The organism is Dyadobacter sp. HNCC25DJ183, from assembly GCF_056895175.1.
Window position 1 is genome coordinate 644017 of the sequence record NZ_JBXHAP010000004.1, and the last position, 15989, is coordinate 660005.

General features: G+C 46.2%; 13 protein-coding genes. 9 read left to right on the forward strand and 4 right to left on the reverse strand.

Annotated elements, in window-relative coordinates; translation table 11 throughout:
• Positions 1 to 4: 4 nt before the first annotated feature.
• Positions 5 to 232 (reverse strand): FeoA family protein, encoded by a 228-nt coding sequence (locus AC1XTG_RS13175; RefSeq protein ID WP_031525588.1) that lies wholly within the window; start codon positions 230 to 232, stop codon positions 5 to 7.
• A gap of 242 nt (positions 233 to 474) precedes the next feature.
• On the opposite strand from AC1XTG_RS13175, the gene AC1XTG_RS13180 reads away from it, so the two are divergent.
• From AC1XTG_RS13180 to AC1XTG_RS13210, 7 genes are all read left to right on the forward strand, one after another.
• Positions 475 to 1137 carry a heme exporter protein CcmB gene (locus AC1XTG_RS13180; protein WP_056283378.1) on the forward strand — a complete coding sequence of 221 codons (663 nt, stop codon included), beginning with the start codon at positions 475 to 477 and terminating at the stop codon, positions 1135 to 1137.
• A 45-nt stretch (positions 1138 to 1182) separates the two neighbouring features.
• Positions 1183 to 1872: a cytochrome c biogenesis protein CcsA gene (gene ccsA, locus AC1XTG_RS13185; RefSeq protein ID WP_056281520.1), complete on the forward strand. Its 690-nt coding sequence runs from the start codon at positions 1183 to 1185 to the stop codon at positions 1870 to 1872.
• Positions 1873 to 1940: 68 nt separating this feature from the next.
• Positions 1941 to 2162, forward strand: a complete 222-nt coding sequence (locus AC1XTG_RS13190; protein WP_056283375.1) for a CcmD family protein — start codon at positions 1941 to 1943, stop codon at positions 2160 to 2162.
• Positions 2163 to 2171: 9 nt separating this feature from the next.
• On the forward strand, positions 2172 to 2606 hold the full coding sequence (locus AC1XTG_RS13195) for a cytochrome c maturation protein CcmE domain-containing protein (protein WP_484842303.1): 435 nt from the start codon (positions 2172 to 2174) through the stop codon (positions 2604 to 2606).
• Entirely contained in the window at positions 2603 to 5203 is a 2601-nt protein-coding gene (ccsA, locus tag AC1XTG_RS13200) for a cytochrome c biogenesis protein CcsA (protein ID WP_484842304.1), read from the forward strand. Before AC1XTG_RS13195 ends, ccsA (AC1XTG_RS13200) begins: the two co-directional genes overlap by 4 nt.
• A gap of 144 nt (positions 5204 to 5347) precedes the next feature.
• Positions 5348 to 5647: a DUF3817 domain-containing protein gene (locus AC1XTG_RS13205; protein WP_056281513.1), complete on the forward strand. Its 300-nt coding sequence runs from the start codon at positions 5348 to 5350 to the stop codon at positions 5645 to 5647.
• Between the two features lie 40 nt (positions 5648 to 5687).
• Complete coding sequence (locus AC1XTG_RS13210; protein WP_484842305.1) at positions 5688 to 7865, forward strand: DUF5916 domain-containing protein; 2178 nt, start codon at positions 5688 to 5690, stop codon at positions 7863 to 7865.
• A gap of 3 nt (positions 7866 to 7868) precedes the next feature.
• Here AC1XTG_RS13210 and AC1XTG_RS13215 read toward each other — a convergent pair whose 3' ends face one another.
• Entirely contained in the window at positions 7869 to 9293 is a 1425-nt protein-coding gene (locus AC1XTG_RS13215) for a leucine-rich repeat domain-containing protein (protein ID WP_484842306.1), read from the reverse strand.
• Between the two features lie 100 nt (positions 9294 to 9393).
• Positions 9394 to 10368, reverse strand: coding sequence for a polyprenyl synthetase family protein (locus AC1XTG_RS13220; RefSeq protein ID WP_056281507.1), 975 nt, complete (start codon positions 10366 to 10368; stop codon positions 9394 to 9396).
• Between the two features lie 403 nt (positions 10369 to 10771).
• Between AC1XTG_RS13220 and AC1XTG_RS13225 the strand changes: the two genes are divergently transcribed.
• Both AC1XTG_RS13225 and AC1XTG_RS13230 read left to right on the forward strand, forming a co-directional pair.
• Entirely contained in the window at positions 10772 to 11680 is a 909-nt protein-coding gene (locus AC1XTG_RS13225) for a patatin-like phospholipase family protein (RefSeq protein WP_056281506.1), read from the forward strand.
• 12 nt (positions 11681 to 11692) lie between these two features.
• A complete protein-coding gene (locus tag AC1XTG_RS13230; protein ID WP_484842307.1) occupies positions 11693 to 12580 on the forward strand; it encodes a glycerophosphodiester phosphodiesterase family protein in 888 nt (295 codons plus the stop codon).
• Positions 12581 to 12635: 55 nt separating this feature from the next.
• Here AC1XTG_RS13230 and AC1XTG_RS13235 read toward each other — a convergent pair whose 3' ends face one another.
• A complete protein-coding gene (locus AC1XTG_RS13235; protein ID WP_484842308.1) occupies positions 12636 to 15986 on the reverse strand; it encodes a TonB-dependent receptor in 3351 nt (1116 codons plus the stop codon).
• Positions 15987 to 15989 lie beyond the last annotated feature (3 nt).

Here is a 15989-nt window from a genome sequence, read left to right on the forward strand (position 1 = left end):
AACCTTATTCCAACTCAATGACAGACGCTTCGTTAAGGCGAAGAGATAAACTATACTGGCCGGAAACATTAATGCAGATCGGATCGCCAAAGGGTGCCACCGCTTCCACTCTCACCTCCGCACCGGGCAGACAGCCCATTTCCAGCAACTTCAAAGACAGATCCCGGTCGGTGAAAGATTTGATCACACCTGTTTCGCCTTTGCGAAGCTGAGCTACATTCTTGCCGGGCATCTATGCTTATTTAGATTGATTTTATTTAAACCACAAATAAAGCACTATCCACCCGCAATTCAAATATTTCCACGCGGAATTCAAATGCTTTATGACAACAGTCGCTCAAAATCCTGTCCGTTTTATTATTTCCCTGAGGCTTTATGTCGTATTTTTGCAGCTCGAAACAGAGGATCCCAGTCCGGGATTTTCATCATTAAGCGACGCTCCGATAGCTGATCGCAGATAGCCGATTGCACGATTTGAACGAGATCAGAACCCTAATCTGGAAAGAAGTAACCCTGGAATGGCGACAAAAATATGCGCTTAGCGGCATGTTACTGTACGTTGTCAGCACTGTTTTTGTGGCTTACCTGAGTTTCAGCCTTCGCCGGAACCAGCTCACTCCTATCGTTTGGAATACGTTATTCTGGATCATTATCTTGTTTACAGCGGTCAATGCAATTGCCAAGAGTTTTTCTCAGGAACGGCATGGACGGCTGATGTACTATTACAGCTTGTGCAGCCCCCAAGCGATTATCATTTCCAAAATCATTTATAATTCGCTGATCATGCTCGCATTGTCGGGAATCGGTTTTGCGATCTATTCTCTGGTTATGGGAAATCCGGTGGGAGATATCGGCTTGTATCTGATCAGCATTGTGCTGGCGGCAATCGGTTTTGCTTCCGTGCTCACGCTGGTGGCAGGTATCGCCTCCAAAGCAGACAACAGTGCGACCTTAATGGCGGTACTCAGCTTCCCTATCATCCTGCCCATGCTTCTGATGACAATCAGGCTGGCGAAAAACGCGCTCGACGGACTGGATTGGTCTGTCAGCACGGACGAAATCACCACACTATTATCTATTGATCTCATAGTAATTACGCTCAGCTACCTGCTTTTTCCTTATCTGTGGAGAAGTTGATTTTAGCAGAGAGCGGGCACAAACATTAAGGTAAAAAGATTCAAAATGAGAAAGATCTGGTGGAAAATCCTGTGTATCGCGATCATATTTTATGTGATCGTCATGGGATTGATCGGGCCCGTACCGCGCCTGGCCATTATCAACGAAAGTATCCGCAATACCTACTTTCACGTGGCACTTTGGCTCGCCATGACAACCCTGCTATTTTTATCCATGGTCTTTTCGATCAGATACCTGAACAAGGGAAAAATTAATGATGACGATATTGCCAGCGAGCTAGCCAAGTCTGCCATTTTCTTTGGTATACTGGGTTGCCTGACGGGCTCTATCTGGGCCAATTACACCTGGGGCGATCCCTGGCCAAACGATCCGAAATTGAATGGAGCGGCTGTCGGGATATTGATTTACCTGGCTTACCTGCTGCTGAGAAGCTCCTTTGAGGATGAGCAGAGAAAAGCGCGCATTTCGTCGGTTTACAACATTTTCGCATTTGCCGTTTTTATCCCGATCATTTACATCCTGCCCCGTCTGACAGACTCGCTGCATCCGGGCAGTGGCGGTAACAGTACATTCGGCTCTTACGATTTCAACAACGATATCCGCAAAGTATTTTACCCGGCTGTGATCGGTTATATCCTTCTGGGACTCTGGCTGGCCGAGCTGCGGATACGTATGAAGCACATCAACCGGGTGCAGGAAGAATCCCTGACAACCGGCGATAAAGTCGCACACTAAGCTTAATTTAGAATCCGGTAAACATTTCAAATCAAAATTTCGTTAAGATTTTGAGTCTATTAAATATGATGAAAAGACTTTCTCTCATCCTGCTGACCTTACTTCTTCTATCCGTCAATGTATTCGCACAGGCCACTGACGATGTGCCTATGGCCGATAAGCTGCGAGAAGATGGTAAGATCTGGGTCGTTGTGGCTGTAATTGCCGTAGTGTTTGCGGGAATTGCCATTAATATGCTGCGCATTGACAGCAAGCTTAGAAAAATTGAAAAAGAGTTAAATATCAAATAGGTTAATCCAGTGAAAAAGATCCAGATATTCGGCCTTATCATTATTGCGGTTGCAATAGGAATTATCGTCTCAACTGCCGGAGACGCAAGTACTTATGTAGATTTTACCAAAGCCAGAGAAATGGCCAAGGATGGTGACGAAGAAAGTATCCACGTTGTTGGAAAACTTAAAAAAGACAATGTCGGCCAGATCCTTGAAATGGAATACCAGCCAGAAGTAGACCCTAACTACTTTGTGTTCACGCTGGTGGATAATAATAATGTTGAGCAAAAGGTTGTTTACAAAAACTCTAAACCTCAGGATTTTGACAAATCAGAACAGGTTGTTGTGGTTGGTAAAATGAAAAACGGAACATTTTCAGCTGAAAAAATACTCATGAAATGTCCGTCTAAATACGAGAACGGGAAGATGGAAACCACTGAACATACCGCAGTACAATTATGATTCACAGTACCATAGGAAGTGCAGGGCACCTGCTGGTTATTATTGCATTTGTAACAGCGCTAGTTGCTACATTCGCCTATTTCAAATCCGGAATGCAGGCGGCTTCGCTGGAAGATACCCTCACCTGGAAACGATTTGCGAGGGTTGTGTTCTTTGTCCATATGGCTGCGGTAATCGGTGTGGTATTTTCGCTGTACTGGATCATCGGAAACCACTATTTTGAATACCACTATGCCTGGAAAAACTCCTCGCTTTCTCTACCAACCGGTTATACCATTTCCAGCTTCTGGCAGGATCAGGAAGGCAGCTTCCTGCTATGGATTTTCTGGAATGTAGTGCTGGGCTGCATTCTGATCTTCTCAAACCGTTCATGGGAGGCTCCTGTGATGACGGTTTTTGCATTGGTACAAGCATTCCTTACATCGATGATCCTCGGCGTGGTCATTCCAGGCCTGGATCTGAAAATAGGTTCTACCCCGTTCTTGTTATTAAAAGAAGTAATGCCGGATCTGCCTGTCTACAAGATGGACCCGAACTTCATTCCAAAAGACGGAAATGGTTTGAACCCGCTGTTGCAAAACTATTGGATGGTAATCCACCCTCCTACCCTTTTCCTCGGCTTCGCTTCCACGCTGATCCCGTTTTCATTTGCGATCGCAGGACTTTGGAGTAAGAAAATTCAGGAATGGGTACGTCCTGCATTGCCATGGGCACTTTTCTCTGCGCTGATACTCGGTGTCGGAATTTTAATGGGTGCCTACTGGGCTTACGAGACGCTTAACTTCGGTAGCTACTGGAACTGGGATCCAGTTGAAAATTCTTCCATTGTACCCTGGCTGGTGCTCGTAGCGGCGGTTCATACCATGATCATCGCAAGGAGGAATGCAACTGCATTGAAAACATCCTTCATATTAACAATCGCGACATTTATCCTGATCCTTTATTCCACGTTTATGACGCGAAGTGGAGTTTTAGGTAACGCTTCTGTTCACTCGTTTACAGATCTTGGCTTGTCCGGTCAGTTACTGATCTACCTTTTCACATTCACAATCGTTTCGATTGCACTGCTGGTTTACCGCTGGAAATCTTTGCCGAGCGACGAAGAGGAAGTATCTACCTACTCTCAGGAATTCTGGATTTTCATTGGCGCTACCCTGCTTTGCCTTTCCGGATTTCAGATTCTGGCTACAACATCAATCCCGGTTTACAATAAGATAGCCGAAGCATTTGGAACGGTATTGAACATGGCGCTGCCGGCCGACCAGATCGCCCATTACAATAAATTCCAGCTCTGGTTCTTCTCGCTTATCATCGTGTTGACTGGTATCGGTCAGTTCTTCTGGTGGAAACGCACGGGCAAAGGAAATCTGCAGGCACTTTATAACCCACTGCTTATCTCGCTTCTGATCAGTGCGGCTGTGATTACGGTAAAAGGTGTGAGTGATATCCAGTACATCGTGCTGCTCACAACCGCCATCTTCGCCATTGTTGCAAACGGAACGATCCTGCTGAATATCATTCGTGGAAACTATAACCTGTCAGGAGGCGCAATAACGCACATTGGTGTTGCATTGATGCTGATAGGGATCCTGTTTTCGTCTGCCTATACCAAAGTTGTTTCGATTAACAACTCAGGTTTGATGATCTCTCGCAGTGAGGAATTTACAAGCAACGACAATAAAGAGAACAAGGAGAACATTACGCTCTGGCTCAACAAAGCCGAGAAAATGGGCGACTATATGCTTACCTGGCGCGATGTACGCGTAGAACCACGCCACATTCCGGGCTATATACCAAAAAGCTGGGTTGATATCGTAGAAGGTGATTTCCATGCTGTGGCATTGCGCGATATTGTAGTAGACGGAAAAAAATACAATGCAAAGGGAGATACCATCGAGATTTTCCCCGAAAACTTCTACTACGAAATCGAGTATCGCGAACCGTCAGGCCGGATTTTCACATTGTTCCCCCGCGTACAAATCAATCCGAGAATGGGCGGCATTGTGTCCTCTCCGGACATTCAGCGCAAGGTTGATAAAGATTTGTACACCTACGTTTCCATGGTCACCAACCCTACTGCTGAGCCGGTTTGGAGCCAGACTGAGAACTTTACAGTCAACCTGCGCGACACGTTTTTCGTTAACGATTACGTAGCTGTTCTGGACAATGTAGTAAGGACGGAAGAAGTGGAAGGTGTTACATTGGGTTCTGGCGATGCTGCTGTAAAAGCGATCGTTCGCATTCTGGATAAGGATAAAGAATTTGTGATTACACCTTCATTCGTAATCCGCGACAGAATGGTGGCCCGCAAACCGGAAACGAGCAACGATCTGGGTTTACGCATCCAGTTCCAGGAAATCAATCCGCAAACAGGGCAGTTTACCTTCGGCGTGAACACTACCCAACGTGATTTCATTGTTATGAAAGCAACGGAGAAGCCACTGATCAACATTCTTTGGCTGGGTACATTCGTACTGGTGATTGGCTTTACAATGGCTACTATCCGCCGCTTCAAGGATTTTGTAAAAATGAGAAATAAAGAAAATGCACCTGCCGGACTTCCGAAAGCGAAAACGAAGAAAGTGGCAGCTGTGTAACGAATAGCCGGGTCTCCGGGAAAGAGGGTTTAGCTTTGGCTGAACCCTCTTTTTTGTTCTGGTGTATACAAAAAGTTCCGGGTTCAAAACCGTTCAGTATGTATCTTTACATTCAAATCTGTTATTTCTAATCTGAATTTCAATATGTTTTCCGACCTCATTAAATCTGCATTGGGCCGCCTTCGCATCGTGGCTTTTTTGGAGGGTATATCTTACCTGGTTTTACTGGGCATTGCAATGCCATTGAAATATTTCGCAGGCATGCCGATGGCTGTTCGTCACGTGGGTACAGCCCACGGTGTTCTTTTCGTCCTTTTCGTTATTTTACTTATTCAGGTTGCAATAGAAAGAAGCTGGTCTTTTAAAAAGTCGCTCTTATCTTTCCTTTCTTCGATTGTTCCTTTTGGCACATTTTATGCCGATGCCAAGTGGTTCAGAAACTAATGCATTCAGCTCCATCTTCCTAATTCCTTAACCCCGACAAGTGCAACGTACTTCTATCCTAACCTGCCTATTCTTCTGCCTAATCATTTCAGGAAGCATTGCCCAGAAACCCAATGAAAATTACCAGTATCACATTCATGCAGCAACGTCGGAGCCTGTTATCGACGGTGTAGCCGATGATATGGCCTGGGGCGCTGCCGAAACGGCGCGGGACTTCTTTATGATTACGCCCATGGACACCAGCTTTTCGCGGGCGCAAACCGACGTAAAGCTCTGCTATGACAAGAACAACCTCTACATACTTGTCGTCAACCACAAGCCCGTGAAAGGTTCCATTATCGTCGAGTCATTGAAAAGGGATTTCTCTTTTGGTAAAAACGACAACTTCCTTCTCTTCATGGATACGTTCGACGATAAGACAAACGGTTTTTCGTTTGGGGCCAATGCGGCAGGAGCTCCCTGGGACGGACAGCAGGGCGACGGCGGTACTGTGGATCTGAGCTGGGATAATAAATGGGTCAGTGTGGTGAAAAACGACGATGACAAATGGGTTTGGGAAGCTGCGGTTCCATTCAAAAGTATTCGCTACAAACCCGGTATTACCCGCTGGGGAATTAATTTCAGCCGCCAGGATCTGACAATCTCCGAAAAGTCGGCCTGGGCGCCGGTACCACGCCAGTTTCCTTCGGCTTCGCTAGCTTACACGGGCGTGCTGGTCTGGGATACCCCGCCACCGAACCCGGGACCAAACGTTTCGCTTATTCCTTACGCAGCGACGCGTTTGACCAAAAACTATCAGACCGACGCACATCCCAACTACAAACCCGCTATCGGCGGTGATGTGAAGATCGGACTTACACCTTCCATGAACCTGGACCTGACAGTCAATCCAGATTTTTCGCAGGTGGATGTGGATGTACAGCAAACTAACCTGGATCGGTTTGAGCTATTTTTCCCGGAGCGCCGCCAGTTTTTTCTCGAAAACGCTGACCTTTTCGCCAACTTCGGGTACGCTACCATTCGCCCATTCTTCTCGCGCCGCATTGGTTTGGGAGTACCTATCCAGTTTGGTGCGAGGGTAAGCGGAAAGATCAATAAGAACTGGCGTGTGGGCCTGCTGGATGTACAAACCGGCTCAAATGATACATTGACTCCCAGAAATAACTACGCGGTTCTCGCATTACAGCGACAGGTACTTGCCCGTTCCAACGTGCGTTTCATTTTTGTAAATAAGGATGCGACCAACTTTGTGGCCGAGCGACATGTAGGTACCAATCGGTACAACCGGAATGTCGGTGCGGAATTCAACCTGGCCAGTGCGAAAAACCTTTGGACAGGTAAGGTAATGGTGCTAAAATCGTTTACGCCCGGTAAATCAGGTAATGATTTCACGCACGCAGCTGACCTTAAATTCAATCGCGCCAACTTCTTCTGGCAGTGGCAGCATGAGTATGTTGGTAAAAACTTCAATGCAGAAGTCGGATATGTACCCAATGCAACGCGCCAGGGATACTACAAGATTAGTCCCAATGTCGGTTACCTGTTTTTTATCAAGAACCCGAAGATTATAAGTCACGGACCAAAGCTGGTCAGCAATGTGTATTGGGATAATAAATTCAATGTCAGTGATAAAGAATTTACATTATCCTACAATGTGAATTTTATTAGCAGGGCTACAATTGCGTTGTGGGCTGCAAGCTATGACATTCGTTTGCTTCGTCCGTTTGACCCAACAAACCTGGGCAGTTTCACACTGGAAACGGGCAGTCTTCATAAATGGAAGGCAACCGGTTTTGACATTGTCTCTGGTCCGCAAAACCGCTTTACCTTCCTCGCATCAGGTATTTTTGGAGGTTACTATCAAAATGGGCACAGAAACAACCTCCGTGCGGAGCTGGGTTATCGTTTTCAGCCTTATGTGGCTATTACAATGGCGGGAAACTACAACGATATCCGTCTTCCCGAACCCTGGAACCGCACGCAGCTCTGGCTCGTGGGGCCGCGGGTAGATGTTACCTTCACGAACCGGCTGTTCTTCACGACATTCATGCAGTACAACAATCAGGCTGACAATATCAACCTGAATGCCCGTCTGCAATGGAGGTACAAGCCAGCTTCTGACTTGTTTATCGTGTATACCGACAACTATTTACCCGAGAATTTCCGCGTTAAAAACAGAGCTGTTGTGTTGAAGTTTACTTACTGGTGGAATTTATAGCAATCAATAGAAAACCTCGATATTTCTATCCTTCAACAAGCTGAACTGCCGGTTATATCTGGTTTCCCTATCCTCTCCCAGGAAAGGGTTACCACGCAAATAAAGCTTATCCAGCTTCTTGATTTGAAGCAATTGCTGAGGGAATTCGGGGAAGTTATTGGCTGATAAATCCAACTCCTGCAAGTTTGTAAAAGCCACCAGTTCATTTGGGAATTGAGTGAGCCAGTTATAACCCAGATCGAGTATTTTCAGGTTCTGCATTTGTACAATGCGCTCCGGCAGTTTGCTGAGGTGGTTGTGGTGCGCGTATAAGGTATGCACATTTTTCAGCTTGTATATTTTCTCCGGAAGCGCGCTGATCTGGTTATGAGAAATTGCCAGGTGCGTCAGTCTTTTAAGTTTGCAAATAGACTTGGGCAGCACTTCAAGTTGATTATAATATAAATCGAGCACTTCCAGTCTCTTCATTTTACTGATGCCTTTTGGGACCGAAGTTAATTCAGCCTTATAAAGATTAAGGTCCCTGAGGCGCCTTACCCTTCTGAAACTGCTGTTCTTCAATGCGGTGATTTGATTGCTGCCCAGCCAGAGGGTTTGAAGCTTTTTACAACTCTTGGCAACAGGCGGAATATCGTCCATTTGATTTTTAAGCAGATTCAGAGAATGCAGGGTTTTGTTCTTTGGAAGGCTGATCGCGTTAGTTTTAAGTATGTTGCCACTTAAATCCAATTGCTGCAGTTTCGGTAGCCTGGACAGATCTACACTTGCATTTTCAATATCATTGTCAGCGAGAAAAAGTCTTTCCAGGTTGGGGAAGCGGTAGATTACGTCAGGAACGGAGGTAAGCAGCGCCCGGCTTAACGAAAGTTCTTTTACTCTCATGGTATCGCGGGTTTCAACGGCCTCCGCGAGTGTTCTGATGACGCTATCCTTAACAGCGTGGGGAACGCCAGCAGGCAGATTTGAAAAGTTAAGCGCAGCGTACATCCCTATCACCGCCTTTCGGCCTATCGTTCGTCTCGATATCAGACTATCTGCAAAAGGCTGGATACCGATTTGCACAACTTTGGATAATGAATCCAGATTCAGTGACTCGGGTTTCGCAGTCTGCCCCGTAGTGGGGTAGAAAGGGTTGGCGAGACTGAAAAACAGGTAGTCAGCTTTGCCTTGTTCGTTGAGGTATAACGTTGCCCTTATACTCAGGTTTTGACGCATTTCGCTGCCGAGTATCCTTTGAAAGGCATTTTGAAAGCGTTTCTGAATGCTGTAAGGCGTTTCGAAATTGTTGGTGGGTTGGCTCCCGTACTTCTTATCCAGATCAGGAGGAACTGGTGCTCCGCCTCTATTTTCATTCTGATAGAGCACAACTGACTGGGCGATTGATAATTGTCCGCAGGATAAGAGCAGACACAGCAGAAAAGTTTTCATAAGCGGCAGCGTTAAGGTGAGTACACGAATATAACTAAATCCTTAGTCATATTATTACACTTACTTATATATTAAATTTTGCTGCCTTTCTGTAAGACTTTTACTTGCTCCGCTCTATCGTGAATTGTACCAGTTGTTCCAGAGATCTTCTGTGGGGGGAATCTGCGAATTGCATCAGAATCGCATGTGCTTCTTCAACGTACCGCTGCATTACTTCCTGAGCATAGCGCAGTCCGCCGGAGCTTTTTACGAAATCAATGACCTCCTTCACCTTGCCTGGTTTGTGGCTTTCATTTCTGATGATGTTAATTACCCTTCTTTTTTCCAGCCAGGATGCTTTGTTGAGGGCATAAATCAGCGGCAGGGTCATCTTTTTTTCTTTAATATCAATGCCAAGCGGCTTTCCGATTTCTTCTTCGCCATAGTCGAAAAGGTCGTCTTTGATCTGAAATGCCATTCCAACTTTCTCTCCGAATGCATGCATTCGTCTAACGATCTCTTCGGTCGCACCCACCGAGCTAGCGCCTACTGCGCAGCAGGAAGCGATCAGTGAGGCTGTTTTCTGACGGATGATCTGGTAATATACTTCTTCGTCGATATCAAGGCGGCGCGCTTTCTCTATCTGCAGCAGCTCGCCTTCACTCAGCTCACGGACTGCCGTGGAAACGATTTTCAACAAGGAGAATTCTTCATGATCGACTGACAAAAGCAGTCCGCGGGAAAGCAGGTAATCCCCTACCAGCACCGCAATTTTATTCTTCCATAGAGCATTGACAGAGAAAAAGCCACGGCGGTAATTGGAATCATCCACAACATCGTCGTGCACGAGTGTGGCTGTATGCAAAAGCTCTATCAAAGCGCCGCCCCTGTATGTTGATTCTGAAATAGTACCGCAGACCCCGGCGGAAAGAAAGACGAACATCGGACGTAGTTGCTTGCCTTTACGCCTTACAATGTAGTTCATGATCTGATCAAGAAGCATTACATCGCTCTTCATAAATTGACGAAATTTCTGCTCGAAAGCCTTCATTTCATCTGCAATAGGAACTTGAATTTCCTTTATTGAAAGGGTCATATGCATGTAAAAGGGACAGCGTCCCTCTGGATATTAAGAGGTAGTCCAGGCCAGGATTCCGATCCTGTGAACACCAAAGATGTTCCTGAACACTAATCTTCAAATTTGGAATAAAATCTTCTGTTTATATCAATTTAATATTGAAAATGTTTAGAATTGGAGGGGAAGGAGGAAAGGGACGAAGGAGAAAAGGGAGGAAGGGAAATCTTGTCACCCTGAGCGGACCGCGCCGCCGGGCGGTCGAAGGGATTGCGTTGTCGCTCCTCCCTTCGACTGCGCTCAGGGTGACAAAGCTTGTATCTTGGTTCCACAGCATTCACTCATTCACTCATTAACTCATTAACTCATCAACTCATTAACTCATCAACTCATTAACTCATAAACCCATTAACTCATTAAATAAATGAAAGCACTTGTCCTTGGGGGCGGATCTATGAAGGGCGCTTTTCAGGTTGGCGTGATCCAGGCGGTACTCGAAAATGGGTTCGAACCTGAAATGATTTACGGCATTTCGGTAGGCGCATTAAATACAACCTTTCTGGCCAATGAGGCAGGCAAACAGCTTATTGAAAAGAATGAGGTTAACTGGCAGGTCGCCGGTCGCCGTCTGCTTGAATTCTGGATCAAAAACATCACCGCGCCGCAGGATATATCTATGCTGCGCTCCCGCGTAATGCTCGGAATGAATACATTAATGAGCAGGTTTGACGGAATCGTCGACCCGGTACCGCTGCACAACCTGATCCGCAAAAACATTAAAAACGACTATCTGGCAAACACCCCTGTTAAAGTCAAAGTAGGTGCTGTGAATGTCAGCTCCGGCGAGATCAGGTATGTTTCGACAACGGACCCACATTATGTGGATTTCGTATTTGCGAGTTCTTCCATTCCCATGTTGATGCCTGCCGTGGAAATAGAGCAGCAACTTTACCTGGACGGCGGAATGCGCGAAGTAGCGCCCATTCGCCAGGCTATTGAAGATGGCGCCACCGAAATCGTGCTCATTGCCTGCCACTCCCCTCTGCTATACCAACCCGAAGGAATCAATGCACGAAACCTTATTACTTTGATCGAACGCGTGCGGGATATCACTGTGAACCAAATTGTTAACAGTAATATTCTTTGGGCTGAATCGTATGTTGATCGGTCTATACTAAGAGGAAAGCAGATGAAGCTCACTGTAATCCGCCCTATCGCCCCACTGTTCCTGGACTTACAGCATTTTACGTCAGACGATATTTCGAGACTGATCATAGAAGGCTACCGGACAGGAATGGAATCGATTTTGAAGACAGACAACGTTGCGGACTAAACTTCCAATCTCATGAACTCAATAGTCAAAAACGGAATTGCAATGCTGCTAGGCGCCATTCCGATGTATAGTAATGCACAAACAGGTGAATGCAAATTTGACATGCCTAACGCGCTGCAAAACTACCTGAAACCCTCCGGCCGCACCACTCCCATGATTATGGCGCACCAGGGCGGTACCGAAGACGGTTTTCCAGGCAATAGTATGGCCACTTTTGAAAGGACCTACAAGCAGGTCCCCTGCGTTTTACTCGAATTTGATGTAAGAATGACCGCAGATAGCCTCCTCGTCATTTCACATGATAACGAGCTCGAAACCCGCACCAATGGAAAAGGGCCGCTGAATAAGAAGAAATGGAAAGAGGTAAGCAAATTGAAATTGAAAGACAGCCAGGGTACCATCACTGAGCATGGTATACCTACATTACAGCACGTGCTGGATTGGAGCAAAGACAAAAACCTGGTACTGATTGTCGATAAAAAGCCCGAAACCAGTTTACCCAAAACCATTGAAATGCTGAAAGCGACCGGTAATGCAAATAAGTCGGTGCTGATTTGCTACTCGCTGGCAGAGGCAAAACAAGCACACCAGCTTGCGCCGGATATGATGCTGGCTGTCGGATTTAACAGTAATGATCACATTGAAGCAGTTACCAAATCAGGCTTGCCGATGGAAAAGCTGGTTGCATTAACCCCGCGGGATTTGCAGGATAAGCCATTTTACGACAAAATACATAACCTGAATGTCGTATCGTCGCTGGGTACCAATGGCAATATAGATACACTCCAGGCAAGCGCGTCGCGGCCAATGTATCAGAAGCTCTGGGAGAGTGGCGGGCCGGATATCATCTGCACCGACAATCCGGTGCTGGTACAAAGTATATTTTACAAAAAGGAATAAAAACAAAGAGCCCGGCCAAATGACCGGGCTCGCTTGCTAACCAGCAGATTTCTGCTTAGTTGAAGATATAACGGATACCAACCTGTGCCTGCCAAACGTCATTGATCGTACGACCTTTCACGAAAGCGTCGCGAACCAGGACAGTCTCGCCATTTACAACCTGCGTTCCCATTCTGTAAGAAGGAACTCCGTCTGCTGAAACACTGGCGAAGTTAAGCGGGTTGGATTGTGTGCTGTTTGAAGAAACAGTCACCTGGTTTCCTACACCCCATTTGTTGTTAATCAGGTTACCGACATTGAAAATATCAGCTCTCAGGCGAATGATGTTCTTCTTGTTTTTCGCTCCTACTTTCACGAAGAAATCCTGCTCAACTGTGAAGTCAAATCTAGTCAGCCAAGGATAAGCACCGCCATTACGCTCTGTGTATTGTCCTTTTCTTTTTGACAAATATGGGTGATTGTCAACATATTGCTGGAAAGCTTGTGCTTGCTGCTCAGGCGAGAATGTGTAAGTTTTCCCGTTAACAGTTGTAGTCAGCGTAGAGAATCTGATTTCCGAAGCACTGTTTGGAACATAAAGCAAGTCATTGTTCTGACCGTCACCATTCAAATCCGTTGAACTGATGTAAGAAAGCTTCGTGCCACTGTTAGAAACACCACCCAATGTAAACATGGTAGCGCCGCCGAATTTACCACCATACTCTTTACGGTAGCTTACATATCCTACAAAACGGTGACGCAAATCGTTACCCGACCATGCAAGATCCAGGTAGTTCAAGCCATTAATACCCGGTACGTTACCTTCCACTGTACTGGATACCGAAGCAATGTCTTTCGCTTGTCCGTAAGTATAACCGATCATTCCACCGAAGCCGCGTGTTGCTGCTTTTTCAAGTTTACCAGTGATCGAGTAAGAATAACCTTTGTTGGTGTTGGTCAAAACGTACACGTTTGAAACCGTCGTGTTCACGAGGCGGGCAGGGTTAACTGCATTGCCAGACAAGCCAGAAGCCGGGAAGCGGTCGCGGTTATCAACACCTGCAAACTGTGCAGTAGGCGCTTTCAGGTTCACGTCAATATAGCGGAGTGCATTGTAGTTTTTGTTAAAAATACCTTCCACAGTCGCTACAACACCCCAGCCCAGTTGCTGATCGATACCGATGTTGCTTTTCCAAACCTGAGGGAATTTCAGGTTTTCGTCAGATGCATTCACCTGGTAGCCACGCAAAGGAGCCGATGTTGTCGGGTTGTAACGTGACGGATCCAATGTAAATGGATAAGCTGTCGTGTTGTTTCCGGCAACTGTCGCAGAGTTCACACCATTGTTACCCAATTGGTTTGAAATCAAAACGTAAGGAATTCTGGACAGGAACAGACCTGTTCCACCGCGAACCTGGGTGGTACGATTTCCTTTTACGTCCCAGTTGAAACCGATACGTGGAGACAGGTAAATGCGTGCTTTTGGAACATTACCCGTGTTAACATTGTAAGGCTCGCCAGCAGGATCCTTGAATTCGATACCTGCTACTTCTGCATTGTAATATTGCTTTGAAGTGTTCGGGATTGTGATATAATCGCCACGAAGACCTGCCGTCACTTTCAAGTTAGGCGTAACCTGGTATTCATCCTGAACATACAAACTGATCGTTTGCGTTTTGAACTCCTGCCAAGGTGCAGCGCCGCCTGGAAGCAATGAATAACGATAGTTGAAACGAACCAATGTATCCGGTGCAACAGTCAGATTCGGGTTAGCCAGGTATGCGTTAGCCGCATTTTTGAAATCCGCGATAGACCTGAAAACATAAACTCCGTTTGAAGTCGGGAAGAACAGGTTATTCGACTTGAAATACTCGTAAGAAGCGCCGGCTGTAAGCGTGTGCTTTCCTGCAAAATAAGTCAGGTTGTCTGTAATGTTCAGCGTGGAGTAATCCAGTTTGTTGTTTGGTGTAAATGGATCAGAACCAATTGTAGTGTAAGTAGATCCGTCTTTCTGGATTTCAATAGTCGGGAAAATCGGCGCTTTATACTTTCTGTCCTCGATCTGCTTGTTGAATGTACCGATCAGGTTATTTGCAAATTTCCCACCGAAGTTCGAGTTCAGTTCAGCTACAAAAGAACGTGTATTATCCTGGATAATGTAGCCTGTATTCTGAGGAGAAATAGCAGAAAGCGAGTTGGTACGGTTACCGAAACCAGCTGTGTTACTACTGTTGCTCTGGCTGATCAACACGTCAGAATCAGAATCGTGGTGTGAGTAACGAACTGTCAGTTTGTGCGCGTCGCTGATGTTGTAGTCAATGCGGGCAAGAAACTTGTTACTCTTGTTCTCGTTATTAAAACCGTCAATCGCACCGATATCATATTGGAACTTATCTCTCATGAAAGCACCCAAATCTTCCAGATCGGCAGCAGTAGTACGGGATACGTTGTCACCCGACTGGCCGCGGTTTAAGACGAAATCCAATGCAGGACTCGAACGTTTTACAAACTCCCCGTTTACAAAGAAGAAAAGTTTGTTTTTAATGATCGGGCCGCCAAAACGGAAACCGGTCGTTTTTTCATTGAACTCAGTTACATTGATCTTGCTTCCGTAAGTCTTATCACCTGCAAGACTTTTGTTTTTGAAGAAATGGAAAACCGATCCTGAAAATTCGTTTGTTCCGGAGCGGGTTACCGCATTGATACCTGCACCCGCAAAACCTGACTGGCGAATGTCAAAAGGCGCAATGTTGATCTGAACCTCTTCGATCGCGTCCAGCGAGATTGCAGAAGAACCTGTCCGGCCACCTGCTGCTGCCTCGTTACCCAATCCGAAACCGTTGTTGAAAACCGATCCGTCAATGGTGAAGTTGTTATAACGGCTGTCCTGCCCACCGAATGAGCGGCCGTTACCGTAAGCATTGTATTTGGTAATGTCGTTCAGCGTTCTTCCCAAAGTAGGCAGGCTGCCCAGCAATCCTTTGTTAAAGGTTGTAGCTGCACCAGTACGATCAGAACTGAAAATGTCACTTCCTGCTCCTGTCACAACTACTTCGTTCAGGTCTGTAGATCCGTCCTGCAGATCGAAGTTAACATTTGCCGCTGTTCCCAGGTTTGCGAAGATATTTTCCTGAGATTTGTCGCTGAAGCCGACGAACGAGACAGTCACTGAGTAAGGCCCGCCTACCCTAACTGCCGGAATCGTGTACAGACCCTGTTCGTTAGTAACAGATCCGTACCTTGTACCGGAAGGCGTGTGAATCGCCACAACGGTTGCACCTGGAAGCGCGTCACCTTTTGTGTCTGTAACCCGGCCGGTGATTGCTGATGAAGTTACCTGGGCAGAAACATCCGGCCCGAAAATGGTTAATAGAAGAGTAACCAGCGCACAACACGCTGCCTTGAAAAGTAAACTTTTCCCGTTCATAAA

Coding starts and splice junctions, on each gene's coding strand:
- AC1XTG_RS13175 (WP_031525588.1), bottom strand. CDS start 232: ATGCCCGGCAAGAATGTAGCTCAGCTTCGCAAAGGCGAAACAGGTGTG.
- ccsA (WP_056281520.1), top strand. CDS start 1,183: ATGAGAAAGATCTGGTGGAAAATCCTGTGTATCGCGATCATATTTTAT.
- AC1XTG_RS13190 (WP_056283375.1), top strand. CDS start 1,941: ATGAAAAGACTTTCTCTCATCCTGCTGACCTTACTTCTTCTATCCGTC.
- ccsA (WP_484842304.1), top strand. CDS start 2,603: ATGATTCACAGTACCATAGGAAGTGCAGGGCACCTGCTGGTTATTATT.
- AC1XTG_RS13205 (WP_056281513.1), top strand. CDS start 5,348: ATGTTTTCCGACCTCATTAAATCTGCATTGGGCCGCCTTCGCATCGTG.
- AC1XTG_RS13215 (WP_484842306.1), bottom strand. CDS start 9,293: ATGAAAACTTTTCTGCTGTGTCTGCTCTTATCCTGCGGACAATTATCA.
- AC1XTG_RS13220 (WP_056281507.1), bottom strand. CDS start 10,368: ATGACCCTTTCAATAAAGGAAATTCAAGTTCCTATTGCAGATGAAATG.
- AC1XTG_RS13225 (WP_056281506.1), top strand. CDS start 10,772: ATGAAAGCACTTGTCCTTGGGGGCGGATCTATGAAGGGCGCTTTTCAG.
- AC1XTG_RS13230 (WP_484842307.1), top strand. CDS start 11,693: ATGAACTCAATAGTCAAAAACGGAATTGCAATGCTGCTAGGCGCCATT.
- AC1XTG_RS13235 (WP_484842308.1), bottom strand. CDS start 15,986: ATGAACGGGAAAAGTTTACTTTTCAAGGCAGCGTGTTGTGCGCTGGTT.